16 protein-coding genes are annotated in these 16,370 nt (G+C 33.4%); 2 read left to right on the top strand and 14 right to left on the bottom strand.

Annotated elements, in window-relative coordinates:
• Positions 1-27: 27 nt before the first annotated feature.
• From A6A10_RS07100 to A6A10_RS07115, 4 genes are read right to left on the bottom strand one after another with little or no spacing between them, the layout of a single operon-like run.
• Complete coding sequence (locus A6A10_RS07100; protein WP_121122488.1) at positions 28-1,935, bottom strand: Eco57I restriction-modification methylase domain-containing protein; 1,908 nt, start codon at positions 1,933-1,935, stop codon at positions 28-30.
• Between the two features lie 3 nt (positions 1,936-1,938).
• Entirely contained in the window at positions 1,939-2,664 is a 726-nt protein-coding gene (locus tag A6A10_RS07105; RefSeq protein WP_121122490.1) for a hypothetical protein, read from the bottom strand.
• The gene (locus A6A10_RS07110; protein WP_147404745.1) at positions 2,645-3,721 is read right to left on the bottom strand and encodes a response regulator; all 1,077 of its coding nucleotides are present in this window, start codon (positions 3,719-3,721) and stop codon (positions 2,645-2,647) included. The genes A6A10_RS07105 and A6A10_RS07110 overlap by 20 nt, the downstream gene beginning before the upstream one ends.
• Positions 3,711-6,020 (bottom strand): sensor histidine kinase, encoded by a 2,310-nt coding sequence (locus A6A10_RS07115; RefSeq protein ID WP_121122494.1) that lies wholly within the window; start codon positions 6,018-6,020, stop codon positions 3,711-3,713. The genes A6A10_RS07110 and A6A10_RS07115 overlap by 11 nt, the downstream gene beginning before the upstream one ends.
• Before the next feature lie 381 nt (positions 6,021-6,401).
• Between A6A10_RS07115 and A6A10_RS07120 the strand changes: the two genes are divergently transcribed.
• Positions 6,402-7,115: a YwiC-like family protein gene (locus tag A6A10_RS07120; RefSeq protein ID WP_121122821.1), complete on the top strand. Its 714-nt coding sequence runs from the start codon at positions 6,402-6,404 to the stop codon at positions 7,113-7,115.
• Between the two features lie 165 nt (positions 7,116-7,280).
• Here the strand turns inward: A6A10_RS07120 and A6A10_RS07125 are convergent, their stop codons facing one another.
• The 7 genes from A6A10_RS07125 to ilvG form a co-directional block, all read right to left on the bottom strand.
• Positions 7,281-7,880, bottom strand: a complete 600-nt coding sequence (locus tag A6A10_RS07125; protein WP_121122496.1) for an imm11 family protein — start codon at positions 7,878-7,880, stop codon at positions 7,281-7,283.
• Between the two features lie 26 nt (positions 7,881-7,906).
• The gene (locus tag A6A10_RS07130) at positions 7,907-8,506 is read right to left on the bottom strand and encodes an imm11 family protein (protein ID WP_121122498.1); all 600 of its coding nucleotides are present in this window, start codon (positions 8,504-8,506) and stop codon (positions 7,907-7,909) included.
• An 88-nt stretch (positions 8,507-8,594) separates the two neighbouring features.
• Positions 8,595-8,924, bottom strand: a complete 330-nt coding sequence (locus tag A6A10_RS07135; protein WP_121122500.1) for a YbaB/EbfC family nucleoid-associated protein — start codon at positions 8,922-8,924, stop codon at positions 8,595-8,597.
• Positions 8,925-9,042: 118 nt separating this feature from the next.
• Positions 9,043-10,881, bottom strand: a complete 1,839-nt coding sequence (ilvD, locus tag A6A10_RS07140; RefSeq protein ID WP_121122503.1) for a dihydroxy-acid dehydratase — start codon at positions 10,879-10,881, stop codon at positions 9,043-9,045.
• Between the two features lie 36 nt (positions 10,882-10,917).
• The gene (locus A6A10_RS07145) at positions 10,918-11,364 is read right to left on the bottom strand and encodes a hypothetical protein (RefSeq protein ID WP_121122505.1); all 447 of its coding nucleotides are present in this window, start codon (positions 11,362-11,364) and stop codon (positions 10,918-10,920) included.
• Entirely contained in the window at positions 11,357-11,590 is a 234-nt protein-coding gene (gene ilvM / locus A6A10_RS07150) for an acetolactate synthase 2 small subunit (RefSeq protein WP_121122507.1), read from the bottom strand. The genes A6A10_RS07145 and ilvM overlap by 8 nt, the downstream gene beginning before the upstream one ends.
• Before the next feature lie 2 nt (positions 11,591-11,592).
• Positions 11,593-13,251: an acetolactate synthase 2 catalytic subunit gene (gene ilvG / locus A6A10_RS07155; protein WP_121122509.1), complete on the bottom strand. Its 1,659-nt coding sequence runs from the start codon at positions 13,249-13,251 to the stop codon at positions 11,593-11,595.
• A gap of 169 nt (positions 13,252-13,420) precedes the next feature.
• Between ilvG and A6A10_RS07160 the strand changes: the two genes are divergently transcribed.
• Positions 13,421-13,894 (top strand): FxsA family protein, encoded by a 474-nt coding sequence (locus A6A10_RS07160; protein ID WP_121122511.1) that lies wholly within the window; start codon positions 13,421-13,423, stop codon positions 13,892-13,894.
• 70 nt (positions 13,895-13,964) lie between these two features.
• On the opposite strand, the gene msrA is transcribed toward A6A10_RS07160, so the two are convergent.
• Genes msrA through A6A10_RS07175 form a run of 3 tightly spaced genes read right to left on the bottom strand, consistent with a single transcriptional unit; the run spans position 13,965 to position 16,309 of the window.
• Positions 13,965-14,471: a peptide-methionine (S)-S-oxide reductase MsrA gene (gene msrA / locus A6A10_RS07165; RefSeq protein ID WP_121122513.1), complete on the bottom strand. Its 507-nt coding sequence runs from the start codon at positions 14,469-14,471 to the stop codon at positions 13,965-13,967.
• A gap of 13 nt (positions 14,472-14,484) precedes the next feature.
• Entirely contained in the window at positions 14,485-15,144 is a 660-nt protein-coding gene (gene yczE / locus A6A10_RS07170) for a membrane protein YczE (protein WP_121122515.1), read from the bottom strand.
• A complete protein-coding gene (locus A6A10_RS07175; protein WP_121122517.1) occupies positions 15,137-16,309 on the bottom strand; it encodes a lipoprotein-releasing ABC transporter permease subunit in 1,173 nt (390 codons plus the stop codon). Before A6A10_RS07175 ends, yczE begins: the two co-directional genes overlap by 8 nt.
• Positions 16,310-16,370 lie beyond the last annotated feature (61 nt).

The following is a 16,370-nucleotide window of genomic DNA, read 5'->3' on the forward strand; positions in this document are numbered from 1 at the left end:
TATTTATATAAAAAACAACCAAAACATTTAAAACTCAATATCTGTGATATTGTATTTTTTAATTAAAAATCTAGTAATATAAGATTCTTTTTTTAATCTCATAAATCTATATTTTTCTTTTTCTGAAAAATAAGGTATGCTAAAATTTTTTATATAACTTTTTGATAATGCAAAATAATTATTTGAATATGGCTTACTTGTTTTTTTAATATAATACCAAAAAACCTTATTTTTTAAAATTTTTTGAACAAACTTTAAATCACATTCAGAGTTTGAAATTAATGAGTATCCATTATAAAACAATAGTTCTTTATCATCTGTATATACAAAATAAGGGGCATCTGACATATAAGGAAAAAGTAATTTTAATCCGGATATGGTTAAAGCTTGACTCCTTCCATATGCATACCATGTATCATATTTCCTTTGACCTTTGTCTCTTTTGGCTAATTCATCTTTTTGTGAACACAAATATTCATATGCTTTAGGATAATTATGTCTAAATATATCTTCTTCGATTACTTTTACTAATTTAGTATATGTTTTTTTTGATGAATCAAGTTTATTATTTTGAATAATTTCATATGGAAAAATAATCTTTTCCATGAAATTATCTAAATCAAACTCTGTTTTCAGTATATTTGGCTTTATAACATCACGACAAATATCTTTCTCTATTTGAACTATTACATCACCTTTTTTAAAATAGAAAAAAATATCATCCTCTGATATAGGAGAAAATATGTATATATTATTTCTTAATGTAGCAAATCCATTTTTAATATCAAATAACTCTCCTAATTTTTTACCTGCTGTTTCTAACTTCTGTAAATTAAGCTTAACCTTTGCACTTTCTAATTGCCAACCATCAATATCATTTAAATTTTTATAATCAAATATAATAAAATCATTATTCATTAATTTATTTATTTGATGAGGATTAGTATTAGTATAAGCTAGATCCCCATTCCTTCTTTCAATTAAACAAATACACGTATATGTTAATCTTGATTTAAATACTTGTTCACTACCGAAATCAATAAGCCTAAAATTATATTTTCCTTCTGAGAAAAATTTTCTTAATGCTCGTCCATTTAAACTACGATAAAAATTATTTACAGTAATATAACCTAATATTCCGTTATTTTTCAATAAATCTAGCCCTATCTGGAAAAATGGAATATATAGATCCAATTTTCCAGTTGAAGAAACTGACCAATTCCTCATAAGCATTTTTGTATAATCATCTAAATTTGATGAGCCAACATATGGTGGATTTCCAACAATAGCATCAAAACTAGAATCTCTAATAAATGGAATTTTACTCCAATTAAAATCCAATGTATTTCCTTCGAATAAATTAAATTCAAAATACTCCCTATCCTCACCATTTATAATGGCATATAAAATTAATAATATTTTTGTTCTAGTAATACTATATTCTTTAATATCTATCCCAAAAATATTTTCTTTGTATATATCAAAAAAGGTTTTACCAATTCTTTTTCTATACTCCTCTGCTATAGTTTTAAAAAAACCACCACAACCACATGCTATATCTGCAATTTTTAGACTGTCAATATATTTTCTCTCATACTTAATTTCAAAGCTATTTAGCACCTGCTCTACAATATATTTCCTAATATATTCAGGAGTAAAAACAGCACCATTAATTTCTTTATCTTCAGGAGAAATAATAAATTCAAAAAGCTCAATCAATAATTCAATATCAAAATTTGAATTAAACAAAGATGTGAAACATTTTAGATGTTCATATTCTAATTTATTTTCTTCATTTATTAAAAAAGATCTAATAAATTTGTTTTTTATGTGTAAAATATTATTCAACTTAATAAAAGATGAAACTAATAATCTATTTACATCCTGTTCATTATATGAATAGCCTTTAAGATATTTCAGTATATTTGTATTCATAGTTCACTTAATGTATAAAGGGAAAACCTTATTGATAGTAAAATCATTGTGAGTATTTGCAAGAGAAAAAGCTTTAAAATAGGGAACCCATAAGCGTTCCTGTGCCCTTTTTATAATTTCTTGATAATCATAATTTTCTAAAATCTCATTGACAAAATTATAATCTTTTCTACTATAAAAATTATTTATTATAAAGTGAATTCCTAAAAAAATATCCATAGGGGGATGAGGTATTCTTGGAGCTGAAAGAATACCTAAATCTCCCGTATCACACTTATCTATAAATCTCCCCCCAAATTGAAAATGATATGATGGGTGAGTAAATCTTGGAATTCCGTCTCCACCACTTTCTGATTCAATATGTCTATCTAAATGCCAGCAACTTTTTAGGGGTGCTTCTTTTTCAAAAGTATATCCCGTTATGTTTATTTCAAATAGATATTCTGATATACAATCTTCATTAAAAGTATTAGATTTATCTATAGAGATAGAGTTATCAAAAAATATCTGGTATTCTTCCATATCTACTGGGAGACTTCCAGAAATTTTCTTACTTATTTTAAAAGGAATATTATTTAATGTATATTTAATACTATGACTATGAGGATTGGATAACGTCCCTATTATAGTGTATATTGGATCAATTTGACATGGCACGTGATATTGTTCAAGTAGTTCTGCAAACGTCTGTAAATCTTTATGAAAACTTCTAATTTCCCAATTCTTCATTAGCTAAACCTCTTAAATATTTCACATCCAACTCATTAATATCATTTTTTATTTCCTCTATTTTTTCCAAAGCATATTGTACAGAATAATATTCCTGCTCTTGCCATACTTTATAATCCTTTTTTAATATATTTATCCCATCAAAAGGATCTAAAGGTGTATTATTTCCTTTACATATAGTCCAAAACTTGTCACTCTTATTAAAGGGTGATTTAATTTCATAAATCAACTTCAAATCAAATTTATTATTTAATAAATCGACCCTTTCTTTTGCTCCTAACCGTCTTAAGTGATTAATTTCAAAATTAGACTTCCACCACTCTTCTAATTTTTCTGCCCACCAACGGTCATTTGCATCACTAAAAATACCTTTATATTTAAATTTCTCAAATTGCTCTAAAAGTTGTTCCCAATCCTTTTTAGATTTTTTTTTATTTACACCTAATCTTGCAGATAATATGTCCTCTCCAATTAAAGGACCTATAGCATGAATAAGATTATCATCTACAAACCTACTATATTCATAAACCTGATGGCCTTTCATTTCTAGCTTTTTAGGGATCAATGAATTAAGTAATGCATAATCCTCCTCTCTCTCTAGTCCCAAAATTTTAAATATATTAAAATTTTCACTTCTAATTTTATTATAAGAATTAATATAAGATATTATTTTTTCTTTAAATTTCTCTTTATCGTTATCAAATATTTGTTTTTTTACCGCATAATCAAAAAGATCTTGGTTAAGAAAATCTCTATAAAAATCAGCTATATTATTTTCATTTGAAATTAATATAATAGGAATTTCCATTTTCTGCTGGGAGTGCTTATTCCTTATCGTAGCAGCAATAGTTGGCGCATCATAACACACGCTATACTTTCCTTCAGTCAACCTGTAATCCATAACAATAATATCTGGGCTATATTCATTTATATTACGCATTACCTTATTCATATCACTATTAGGATCATATTGTACTACATGGAATCCTATCTGTTCTAAATCTTTTTTTCTACTCTCTGAACTACTATCTTCTATATAATATAATCTATACTCCATATTCATCCAACTCCTTATCTGTTGCTTTTGGTATCTCTATATATATTGTAGTTGAAAAACCTTCCTTAGGTTTATCCACATATATCTTTCCTCTATAACTTGATAAAATATCTTTTACTATTTTCAAGCCTAAACCAGTGCCGGTTACCTCATTGCTCGAATTTAAATTATCTAGGGTATTTGGAGAAGATGTTGTAAAGAACTCATCAAAGATATGATCTTTAATATCATCACTAATTCCATCACCTGTATCTGAAAACTTTAAAAAAATCTTATTTTCAGTTTTTCCACACTGAATATCTAATACTCCATCATTTTTAGATCTTCTAATTGCTTTTTTCGCATTAGTATATAAATTAAATAAAATTGAAGACCATTCAGAAGGATGCATAGGAGTAGTAAATAAATAATAAGCACTTCTAATTGGCTTTTCAAACTTAATATTACTTTTTTTTGTATCATTTTGAATATTTTCCCAAAACTCCTCTATTTTGTTTTGCAATTCAATAGGTCTTAAACTACGACTTACATTTTGAGAAATTACAGTATCAAAATATGAAGTATAAGTTTGAAATGTAGCAACATTTTTTTGTAATATGCTCAATCGGTTAAATATCTCACTATCTGACTCTAAATTTTGCAATAAAAATTTAAGATCAGAATTCATAGATAATATATAGTCTTTTACCTCATGTATAAATAGAGCTATTGTTAAACCAACACTACCCAACACTCTAAGCATCGCTTTTTCTTTTAAATTTTTCTCTTTTTCTTCTTGACTAACCTTTTTTAACTCTTCTATTTCCTGCCTTACTTGCTGAATTTTTTTCTTTCTCTTTCTTTTAACCTCTAAGCTTCCTGAATCCTTTTCCAGTTCCCTATCTAATTCTTCTATTGTAAAAGCAATATTTTTTATTCTGACTTCAATAGCTTCATATATTCCATCCACTTGTTTTTGTCCTGATACTATTTTAACATTTCTTTCTTCTGCTATTTTTAAAACAGAGGTCATAATTGTTCTATATACAAAATTTTGTAATTGAATAAATGCTTCATTTTCTACTAACCCTTCTCTACTAGATGTTTCATTAAATTCATGATTTTTATCAGTTAATTCCACAAATCCAAAAAAATTAATATTTGCATGTACTGGCAAGATAGTTCTTTTTACTGTTGAATTATCTAAGCCTAACCAATCATTATTTGGTTCACCGTAAGGTAACACTCTAAATCCATTTCTATATAAACGAATACCTCCTTGGGTTCTGGCTAATTTTCTAATACTGGATTCCTGCATTTTAGGAACAAGACCAGAATTATATATAAAATAATATGCTCTAAATCTTACATTTCTCAATTTTGAGAAAGGAAGATCATTATTATCTGGATCACTACTAATATTATCCAGTTCATTAATATCTAATTTCTTACTTTCCACAGAATATATCCCATATCCATCCTTATCTACAATACCCTCAATAATTGCTGTTGCATGATCATAAACCATGCTTTTATCATCAGCTATATTAATTTGTTTACCATTAACTATCTTTGAAAAATAGACTTTAAACCCTGGATCTATATTTTTATAAATCACATGTTCCTTTACTTCTGATAAGGGAAAAGGTTGCAATATATCACTAACATATTTATATATTCTTCTAATTGATGCTTCTGACCACTTATCTTTTAAACCTTGAATTTTTAAAATGGTACCATGAGCTTGTTTTTTAGGAAATTGCGTATGTATTTCATTATTTATAAATAATAGGTCTGTATCATTAGAATATTTATTCCAATTAATATCTATGATAAGGGATTCTTCACTTTCAGCTGTCTGAGTTATAATAGTTAATTTTTCTCCTAATCTTTGCACAGAAAATCGTCCAATTCCTTTTTGTCCCGCACGAGTTCTTTTAAATTTATCAGAAGTAGGGTTATGTAACTTATCTGTAGAAGATATTCTCATAAAGCCATTAATTAGTTGCTCTCTAGTCATTCCACTGCCATTATCTTCAATCACTAAAGTTCCACCGATATCTTCTGAATTTTCAAACCTAATATTTACTTTCGTAGCATCAGCATCGTACGCATTTTTTACCAATTCAGAAACAGCTGTTTCTTGTCGAGCAACTAGTTCACTTCCTAATCTATCAATAACTCCCGCATCGACACTAAAGCGTACGTTATTACTATCAAATTTTGATAAATCCATTGACAATTCTAAAATTTTACTGTAGTTCTTTGGATCATTTTGCAATATCTGCTCTATTTTTTTTCTTATCTCTTCTTCATTCATCTGGTAGGCACTCGATAGATTTTAAAATACATAGTTGTAAATTTACCATTATTGACGTTTTAAACAAGAAATTTTTCCCAAGGCAACTATTAATATTAATTTGAAAGATATCGATCTATCATTTAACACTATTAGTACTAATAATACGAATTAAATCCCATCTATTTATACAAAACTATAAGAACTTCTTATTTTTCTATAAAATAGAAAAAAATAACACTATATTATCATTAATGTTTGTAGCAAAAATCCTGATAACATTACTCTACCATAAAGCTAAACCACCAAGCTTTTGCTATTTCTAGTAAGCTATTTTGTATGGTATATTATTTTCCCTATCAGAAAACCTTACAATCAAAATGGTAAAGTATGATGTCTAAGATACTTAAAGATAAACCCGTTATGTCAAATCAGCATGGTGCCTTAGTAATGGCATTTGTACCATTCTTATACGGAATTTTTGCAAGTCATATTACACTTTCACACCTTTGGCTTGGACTATCGTGGCTCTTTATCTATTTTTTCTCTTATCCATTTATGGCGTTATTTAATCGTAAGAACACGCAAAAATATAAAAAATGGGCGATTATCTATGCCATTATTAGTGTGATCTTGGCCATTCCGTTACTTTATTCAAATTTTGCCATTTTGCAATTTGCCATCCCAATCTTACCGCTTGTATTGATCGAAATTTACTATGCCAAAAAGAAAGACGAACGCAATTTAATCAATGATATTGCAGGCATATTAACCTTTGGAATTGTCGGAATGGCGAGTTTCTATCTATCCACTGGGCAATATAATGTTGAGGTATTGATTCATCCAACATTATTTTTTATTGCTGGCACGTTCTATGTAAAAAGTATTGCAAGAGAAAGAAAAAATCCGTTATATCTGAAATTGAGTATTGGATCACATATTCTATTCGGTATCGGTTATCTGTTATTAGGTTATATTCCCATTGCTATCACCTACGTATTTGCACTACTTCGAGCGATTATCGTACCTCAATTAGATTGGAATATTAAAAAAGTCGGTTTATCCGAATTTGCGATTGTGTTGATTTTTGTGATTGGGTTGTATTTTTCAGTATAGTAAACTTTTGAGCTAATTTAGCACCTCAACAGCAAAGTTAAATCGATAAGAAAAAAGTGGATCAGCGGTAAGTTTCCTTTTATTTTTTGTAAAAATGTTGGAAGAAAATGACCGCTTACTTTTCTACATAAAACTAAACACACTGTAAATGAGACGATATAACAACTAACTAATAAAAGGGTCTTCGTCATAAGCTTCTTTTACTAACCCAAAACCTGTTAAACCTGACTCAATCACTCGTTGTTTAAATGCTTCTGTGGCAAAAATTCTTGTTTCCATATCAGGTGTCAAAAATAAGTAATTATCTCCTACCTCTTCTTCTCTCATTACCCATTTCTTTAAAGCACTAAAATATCCTTTCCCTTTATTTTTACCATATTTTTGTATGTCTCCTATTGTTCTTTCTCGATCAATACAATCAATTACCGTATGCACCACTACCATATAATAAGGTTCATTGCTATCATCTAACGTAACAGGGTATAACGTAGCGTGTTTTTCCCATATATCTGCAAGGGCATTTTTTGCTTTTTCACTAATTAAATGCGTAGAACCACTTCGTACAACATCCGTAACTTTGCAAGGTTTACGCTTCTTCCACTCTTCTCCTAAATATTGAGTGAGTACTGGTGTTTCCCATTTATCAAGCGGGGGTAAAGGATCTCCAATAATGGCATCATACCAACACATCATTCTTTCATACTTATCAGTTTTTCCGAGATATCCTGCGTATTTAATACTAGGGTTAGTCCACCAATAAATCATTTTTTTCTCCTATTTTTTAGTAACAACTAACTAATAAACGGGTCTTCGTCCCAAAATTCTTTTCTAAGTCCAAAACCTGTTAAACCTGATTCAATTACTCTCTGTTTAAAAGCTTCTGTCGCATAAATAACCGTTTCATCATCGGGTAATACAAATAAATAGTTATCTCCAATTTCTTCTTCTCTAAATACCCAGTTATTTATCACACTGAAATAGCCTTTCCCTTTATTCTTACCATACTTTTGTATTCTTCCTTCCGACTTTTCCCGATCGATACAATCAATCTCAGTATGGACTACCACCATATAATAAGGTTCATTGCTATCATCTAACGTAACAGGGTATAACGTAGCGTGTTTTTCCCATATATCCGCAAGGACGTTTTTTGCCTTTTCATTAATTAAATGAACAGATGATGCACTAACTACATCAGTTAGCGATCTCGGTTTTCGCTCTTTCCCCTCTTCACCTAAATATTGAGTAAGTACTGGGGTCTCCCACTTATCAAGGGAGGGTAATGGATATCCTGAAACAGAATTATTCCAGTACATCATCCGCTCATATTTATCTGTTTTTCCAATATATCCTGCATATTTAATGCCAGCACTAGCCCACCAATAAATCATATTTTCTCCTATTTTTATTCTTATTACTCAATTTCAAATACAAAAAAAGCCAAAGAACTTATCCTTTGGCTTTCGTTAATCTTAAGCATTAAAACGGCATTTTCATTCCCGGTGGTAATTGCATGCCTGCGGTTACCGTTGCCATTTTTTCTTTTTGTAATTCTTCTGCACGACGAACTGCATCGTTAAATGCTGCAGCGATTAAATCTTCTAGCATTTCTTTGTCGTCTTCCATTAAAGATGGGTCGATTTCAATACGACGGCAATTATGAGCACCATTAATAGTGATTTTAACCAAGCCTGCTCCAGATTCGCCTGTTACTTCAAGCTGTGCGATCTCTTCTTGCATTTTTTGCATACGCTCTTGCATTTGCTGAGCTTGTTTCATTAAACCGCCGATGCCACCCTTTCCAAACATGTGTTTTACCTCATTGATTATAAATTTAAAAAACGCTTGGCATTCTACTTAACCAAGCGTTTAGGTGCAAGCGGTGAGATGCGTAAAGTTTTTTGCAAAACTAACCGCTTGCCGATTTTTACAAGATTTTAGTTTTATCGCGTACTGCACCTTTGTCTGCGGAAGTAGCAAAATAGCCATAGACTTTTAATGCGAAAGAAACTTCACGCTGACGATTTTCTGGTTTCCAACCTTTTTGATCTTGGATTTTTCTTCGTTCTGCCAATTCTTGCTCATCAACAACAAGTTGGATAGAACGATTTGGGATATCAATTTCAATCGTATCGCCATCTTTTACCAAACCAATTAAACCGCCTGCTGCCGCTTCTGGTGAGCAATGCCCGATTGAAAGTCCTGAAGTACCACCTGAAAAACGTCCATCAGTGAGTAATGCACAAGCTTTGCCTAAGCCCATTGATTTTAAATAACTGGTTGGATATAACATTTCCTGCATACCCGGACCGCCTTTAGGTCCTTCATAGCGGATCACTACAACATGCCCTGCTTTGACTTTGCCCCCTAAGATACCCGATACCGCTTCTTCTTGGCTTTCAAATACAATCGCATTACCGGTAAATTTAAGAATACTTTCATCCACGCCTGCAGTTTTCACGATACAACCATCAAGAGCAAGGTTTCCTGAAAGCATTGCTAAACCACCATCTTGGCTATAAGCAAATTCTTTGCTACGAATACAGCCATTTTGACGATCATCATCCACAGAATCCCAACGACAATCTTGTGAGAAAGCTTGAGTAGTGCGAATACCCGCTGGCCCCGCTCTAAAGAATTTATGGATTTCTTCATCTTGAGTGAGGGTAATATCGTATTTAGCAATTTGTTCAGCAAGGCTCATGCCAAGAATTGTACGAGTTTGGTTGTTTAATAAGTTAGCTCGATCTAACTCACCCAAAATTGCCATAATTCCGCCTGCTCGATGGACATCTTCCATATGATATTTTTGCGTGTTTGGCGCGACTTTACTCAAACAAGGCACTCTGCGTGAAAGGCGATCAATATCTTCCATCGTGAAATTGACTTCAGCTTCTTGAGCTGCAGCCAATAAGTGTAAAACCGTATTGGTTGAGCCACCCATTGCAATATCTAAACTCATTGCATTATCAAAGGCTTCTTTAGTTGCAATTGAACGTGGCAAGACTGATTCATCGTCTTGTTCATAGTAGCGGCGACAAATATCTACGATCTGTCTGCCTGCTTGTAAGAATAATTGTTTACGATCTGCGTGAGTTGCTAAGCAAGAACCATTGCCCGGTAAACTTAATCCAAGTGCTTCGGTTAAACAGTTCATTGAATTAGCGGTAAACATACCTGAGCAAGATCCACAAGTTGGGCAAGCTGAACGTTCTATTTGCGCACTTTCTTCATCGGATACATCAGGATTCGCACTTTGAATCATCGCATCAACTAAATCTAATTTGATGATTTGATCGGATAGCTTGGTTTTACCTGCTTCCATTGGTCCGCCAGACACAAAAATAGTCGGGATATTAAGACGCAACGCCGCCATTAACATTCCGGGTGTGATTTTGTCACAGTTAGAAATACACACCATCGCATCGGCACAGTGAGCATTCACCATATATTCAACAGAATCCGCAATCAGATCACGAGAAGGCAATGAATAAAGCATTCCGCCATGCCCCATCGCAATCCCATCATCGACTGCAATAGTATTAAACTCTTTCGCCACTCCACCTGCTTTTTCAATTTCAGCAGCAACGAGTTGCCCCATATCTTTTAAATGCACATGTCCCGGTACAAATTGGGTAAATGAATTGACCACCGCAATAATAGGTTTACCAAAATCATTTTCTTTCATTCCTGTCGCACGCCACAAAGCGCGCGCCCCTGCCATATTCCGACCTTGTGTACTGGTCGCTGAACGTAGTTTTGGCATAATTTCTCCAACTTCTATAAATTATTTAAAATGCTGTTAGGTATCAGCATGAGGATAAGCACCTCTCACGGCACATCCTTTTATTATTTTTCCTTGATAATACAATGTTGCAGAGAATTCATTTAGGTTATTATTACTATCTCTGCATTCAGTCCCACGAATATCAACCATCACTTCTTTGGAATCAATATATCCAACAAACTCTGCACCTTTAGAATACGCTGAACGAGTAACCTCAATGTTTGGGTAATATCCATATTTACTCATTTCTAACGACATCGTATTATTCTGAATCACCGCTCGCCAAGCATTATTTTCATCGCCACCAAATGCAGTAAATTCTCGAACAACCGTATCAGTCACAGCGACATCTTGATTTACTTTTACATTTGATTGACTGTTTGATTGATTGCTGTCTTGCACAGAACAGCCAAGTAAAGCAAATAATATTCCAAATTGAGCAACTAAATAACCTTTACGCATTTGTTTCCTCTCGTACTTCCATCACATCGGGTAATTTCACCAATTGATGAGTTAATAAAGCAATGTCTCTTTGGCTTTTTACCTTAACATCAAGGGCAATGACATTTTCTGTTGTTTTACTTTGTAATTCACTGATTTCAAAACCTCGATGACGCATCACACGAAGTAGTCTTTCTAAGGTTTCTGGTCGTTTATTTGCTTGAATAGCTAATTGATAAGTTTTCATCATTACACTCCAATATCTTCATCGATCATATCTGTATTACAGGCATTTGGTGGAACAAGTGGCCACACATTTTCTTCATCTGGAATACAAACATGTAATAAATAAGCCCCTTCTGCATTTAATAATCGATCGAGTGCATCGGAAACTTCATTTGCTTTTTCAATGCGTTCACCTTTGATACCAAAAGCTGAAGCGAGTGTAATAAAATCAGGGTTATCATCAAGAATTGTTTGACTATGACGACCTTTAAAAAATAGGGTTTGCCATTGACGAACCATGCCTAAGCGTTGGTTATCTAATAACACCATTTTAATCGGTAATTTGCCTCGTTTAATTGAGCCAAATTCTTGAATATTCATCATTAAAGAACCATCACCTGTAATTAAAATGACTGGATCTTGTGGGCGAGCTTTTGCTACCCCAACAGCCGCGGGCAAACCAAAGCCCATTGTGCCTAATCCAGCCGAGGTTAGATAATTTTCAGGTGCGTAATGTTGCATATGTTGAGCCGACCACATTTGATGCTGCCCCACATCCGTTGTGACTACGGCATTTTGTGGTTTACGTTGGGAGAGTGTATTGAGTAATGCCCAAGGATCGATTTCTTTATCTTCACTATTTTCAACATAGCGGAAATCAAAATCAGCTTTTAATTTTTTAATATCATTACGCCAAGCATCAATATCAAGTGGCTCACTGAGATAAGTAAATGCCTCGGTTAAATCACCTTTTAAGGCAACATCGGCTTTGCGTAATTTGTTAATTTCTGCAATATCAATATCAGCATGGATTACTTTTGCATTCGGTGCAAAGCTATCTAATTTACCTGTTACACGATCATCAAATCTTGCCCCAAAAGCAATCAATAAATCAGATTCTTGTACCGCATAGTTAGCCGCTTTGGTACCATGCATTCCAAGCATTCCCATATAAAGTGGATCTTCTGGTGAAATTGTGCCTAAGCCTTTTAATGTAGAAACTGATGGCATTTTAGTCATTTCTAAGAAGGATCTAGCCGCTTGTACAGCATTAGCCATACCTACACCGCCACCGACATAAAGCACTGGGCGTTTAGCTTGTTTTAATAGTGCTTTTGCTTGCTCTAAAGCGGTTGGATCTTGCTTAGGATTTGCAATTTTTTCATAAACAATAGGAGATGCTGAGGTTGGTGCAAATTGAATATCTTTTGGAAGATCAATCAATACCGGACCAGGACGTCCACTTTGTGCAATTTGAAATGCTTTTGCTAACACTTCGGGTAATTCATCAATATTTTGCACAATAAAACTGTGTTTTGTACAACCTAATGATAAGCCTAAAACATCAACTTCTTGGAATGCATCTGTACCAATAAAATCACTCGATACTTGTCCTGTGATTGCCACAACAGGAATAGAATCTAACAAGGCATCTGCCAACCCTGTAATTAAATTGGTTGCACCCGGTCCTGATGTCGCAATACAAACACCTGTTTTACCCGTTGAACGAGCGTAACCAATCGCTGCAATCGCTGCCCCTTGCTCATTTCGACACAATAGATGATCCAACCCTGAATCATAAATTGCATCATACACTGGCATGATTGCCCCACCCGGATAGCCAAACACAGTCGTAACACCGTGGGCTTTTAAACTTTCAGTTAATAGATATGAACCATTCATTGATGTTATGTCCTTTATTTTTTAATTTTCTAATTATTATTTGGTAAAGATACTATTCATAGCATAGTTTGCTCTACTTTTAAACTATTTGATAAAAATTTGTTGCAAAAGGTTGAAATTTATTCGAATGCTACAATCTAATAGTACAAGCAGAGGAGAATTGTAGATTATGCCACTATTTATTTTTTTATTCGGTCTTTTTTTATACGTTTATGTTGAAATTTCGTTAATTGTTGCGGTGGGTTCATCAATTGGTGTGTTACCACTCATTTTGTTGATGATTGCTATTTCTGCAACAGGATTATGGCTAATTAGAATGCGTGGGCTTGTGACTATTTTAAATATTCGGAAAGAGATCTCTCAAGGCAAAATACCAACACAAGCGGTGATTTCATCCGTCTTTTTTGCAATTGCTGGAGTATTACTTTTAATTCCCGGATTTTTAAGTGATATTTTAGCTGTTTTATTGCTACTGCCTTTTACACGCGTTTTATTTCAAGGATTTATCCTCAAACTCTTATCTAATAAATTGAAATTTAGTTATTTTGCAAGACGTAGCTCTCAAGGATACTATCAACAAAATGAAACGACTTTTGATGCGGAGTTTGAACGTAAAACAGATGAGGATAAATGGATTAAATAACGCTGTTAGAAAAAGCTAACTTAGGCAAGTTATAAAAAAATGGCGTGGGTTTTACCCATGCCATTTTTCATTATTGATTTTTAAGAATCTCATTCATTAACTGAATATCTATATGACAATACCCATTCGGGTTTTTATCAAGATAATCCTGATGATATTCTTCCGCTGGGAAATAATGCTCAAGCATTTCATTTTCGACCGCAATCGGTTGATTATAGCTCTTTTGCAATTCATCTAACGCTTGTTTAATCACAGGCTGATCTTGGGGATCAACATAATAAATACCAGTGCGATACTGCACACCTTTATCATTGCCTTGCTGATTAATACTGATGGGATCAATCACTTTAAAATAGAAATCAAGCAGTTTAGCTAAGCCAATTTGCTCTTCATCATAAGTCACTTTAACCACTTCTGCATGACCACTATTGTTGCATACATCTTGATAAGTTGGATTTAAGCTATTCCCATTAGCATAACCTGATTCTGCATCCAGCACACCATTGATGCGTTGCATAAAAGCTTCTGTTCCCCAGAAACAACCGCCTGCTAAATAAATTTCTTTGATGTTACTCATATTCAAACTCCCTTTAAACTTCTATCGTTTTATCTTCTTTTATATATCGTCTAAATAAAATCACTGTAGCTTCAATAATCCAACCGACACCTAAAGCAAAAATAATTGTACTAATACCAACAGTTCCACCAAGTAAGAAACCAAAAACACAAACAATCACTTCAATTGACGTTCTGACTGTTCCTACTTTCCAATGATATTTAAAGCACAATCCCACCATTAATCCATCTCTTGGTCCTGCACCTAATTGGCATGAAAGGTAAAAAGTTGTGCTGATCCCAAAGACAATAAGCCCAATCACCATAAAGATAATTCTCATGGTTAATGTATCAGGCACAGGGATATTATCGACTGCCACATCCACAAATATCGCAATAATAATAATATTCAGAATAGTGCCAACGCCAGGGCGTAATTTTAGGGGAATCCAAAGTAATAAAACAATGACACTGACAATCCCAATTACTGTACCAATAGAAAGCCCCGTTTGTAATGCAATGCCTTGCGAAAACACAGTCCAAGGGCTAGAGCCTAAATTAGCAAGTACCAGTAATCCTTCGCCAATACCCATTAACGCCATACTAAAACAAATAACAAATAACGATGACCACTTGGGTTGCCATTGATTATCGGCAGCCCATGGCATCGTAGGAATGGGTGATCTTCTACTCATAACGTAATGCTTCCGCTGGTTCAATTTTTGCTGCTCGATAAGCAGGATAAAGGGTACAAATTAACGATAACCCTATCGAAATTAAGATAATAATGGCAACTTGTTGTGGAATAATCTCAGTTGGTAGCATTACCCCTACAGGTAACATCATTTGTAGTACATCACTCAAATTATTTGCGATCAACACGCCCAATAGCCCACCGACTATCGCACCAATTATTCCCACTAATAACCCTTGTGAAATAAAAATTTGTGTCACTTGCCGTTTGGTTAAGCCTTGGGTTTGCAAAATGGCAATTTCTCCTTGTTTATCCACCACCATTAAACTAAGAGAAGTCACAATATTAGAAATCGCTACAATAATAATTAAGCTGACTAATAATCCCATCATATTTTTTTCCATTTTTACCGCTTGAAAAAATTCACCTTTTTGCTCTCGCCAATCACTGATTTTCCATTTATTCTCAGGGAAATAATTCACAAGCTCAGTCACTAAAAATGGATCAGTTAAAAATACACGAGTCCCTTGTACATGCTCGCTATCAAGACGCAATAACCGCCCAACATCTCGCAAATTAGCAAATAAAGTGTGACTAGAATCACTATTACCAAAATAAAAATCAGAAATCGTAAATAAACGTTGAACAGGTACGCGACCGAAAGGCGTATATTGGCTATTTTCTGTGATCATCAAACGGATCTTATCGCCAATTTTTAAATTGAGTTGTTCGGCTAATAAGCTACTCACCACCACATTAAACTCGCCTTCGGGTAACACGTCATTCAAATCGCTCAGTCTTGCTAACAGAGGATCATCTTGTGAATTTTCAACGCCAATCAATTCCCCTGCATTAATCCCTTGTTGGCTTTGAATCACCATATTAGTTCGATTGATCGCAACTGCTTTTTCTACAAAGTCAGGGAAAATTGTTGGCTGAGCATCCTCTTTTTCTAAAGGTGAAATAATGGCATGGGGTAATGTAGATAGAAGATTACGTTTTTGGGTTCCTTCCAATCCATTCATTACAGATAGCACAATAATTAATGCCATCACACCGAGTACAATACCTAAACTCGCTAAATTAGTCACAAGACGACCAAATCGGTCGCCACTTTTTGAACGCCAATAGCGAAAGGCAATAAATAAAGAAATATTTAAACTCATAATATATTGAAAACAAACAAGCGGTAAGAAAGTCGTAAAAGATTACCACAATCTGACCGCT

This window comes from Otariodibacter oris, from assembly GCF_009684715.1.
GTDB classification, from domain to species: Bacteria; Pseudomonadota; Gammaproteobacteria; order Enterobacterales; family Pasteurellaceae; genus Otariodibacter; species Otariodibacter oris.

Excerpts from the sequence above, each read along its gene's own strand:
- A6A10_RS07160 (WP_121122511.1), top strand. The coding sequence starts at position 13,421 with ATGCCACTATTTATTTTTTTATTCGGTCTTTTTTTATACGTTTATGTT.
- A6A10_RS07125 (WP_121122496.1), bottom strand. The coding sequence starts at position 7,880 with ATGATTTATTGGTGGACTAACCCTAGTATTAAATACGCAGGATATCTC.
- A6A10_RS07130 (WP_121122498.1), bottom strand. The coding sequence starts at position 8,506 with ATGATTTATTGGTGGGCTAGTGCTGGCATTAAATATGCAGGATATATT.
- yczE (WP_121122515.1), bottom strand. The coding sequence starts at position 15,144 with ATGAGTAGAAGATCACCCATTCCTACGATGCCATGGGCTGCCGATAAT.
- ilvG (WP_121122509.1), bottom strand. The coding sequence starts at position 13,251 with ATGAATGGTTCATATCTATTAACTGAAAGTTTAAAAGCCCACGGTGTT.
- A6A10_RS07145 (WP_121122505.1), bottom strand. The coding sequence starts at position 11,364 with ATGCGTAAAGGTTATTTAGTTGCTCAATTTGGAATATTATTTGCTTTA.
- ilvD (WP_121122503.1), bottom strand. The coding sequence starts at position 10,881 with ATGCCAAAACTACGTTCAGCGACCAGTACACAAGGTCGGAATATGGCA.
- ilvM (WP_121122507.1), bottom strand. The coding sequence starts at position 11,590 with ATGAAAACTTATCAATTAGCTATTCAAGCAAATAAACGACCAGAAACC.
- A6A10_RS07115 (WP_121122494.1), bottom strand. The coding sequence starts at position 6,020 with ATGAATGAAGAAGAGATAAGAAAAAAAATAGAGCAGATATTGCAAAAT.
- A6A10_RS07135 (WP_121122500.1), bottom strand. The coding sequence starts at position 8,924 with ATGTTTGGAAAGGGTGGCATCGGCGGTTTAATGAAACAAGCTCAGCAA.
- msrA (WP_121122513.1), bottom strand. The coding sequence starts at position 14,471 with ATGAGTAACATCAAAGAAATTTATTTAGCAGGCGGTTGTTTCTGGGGA.
- A6A10_RS07105 (WP_121122490.1), bottom strand. The coding sequence starts at position 2,664 with ATGAAGAATTGGGAAATTAGAAGTTTTCATAAAGATTTACAGACGTTT.
- A6A10_RS07100 (WP_121122488.1), bottom strand. The coding sequence starts at position 1,935 with ATGAATACAAATATACTGAAATATCTTAAAGGCTATTCATATAATGAA.
- A6A10_RS07175 (WP_121122517.1), bottom strand. The coding sequence starts at position 16,309 with ATGAGTTTAAATATTTCTTTATTTATTGCCTTTCGCTATTGGCGTTCA.
- A6A10_RS07110 (WP_147404745.1), bottom strand. The coding sequence starts at position 3,721 with ATGGAGTATAGATTATATTATATAGAAGATAGTAGTTCAGAGAGTAGA.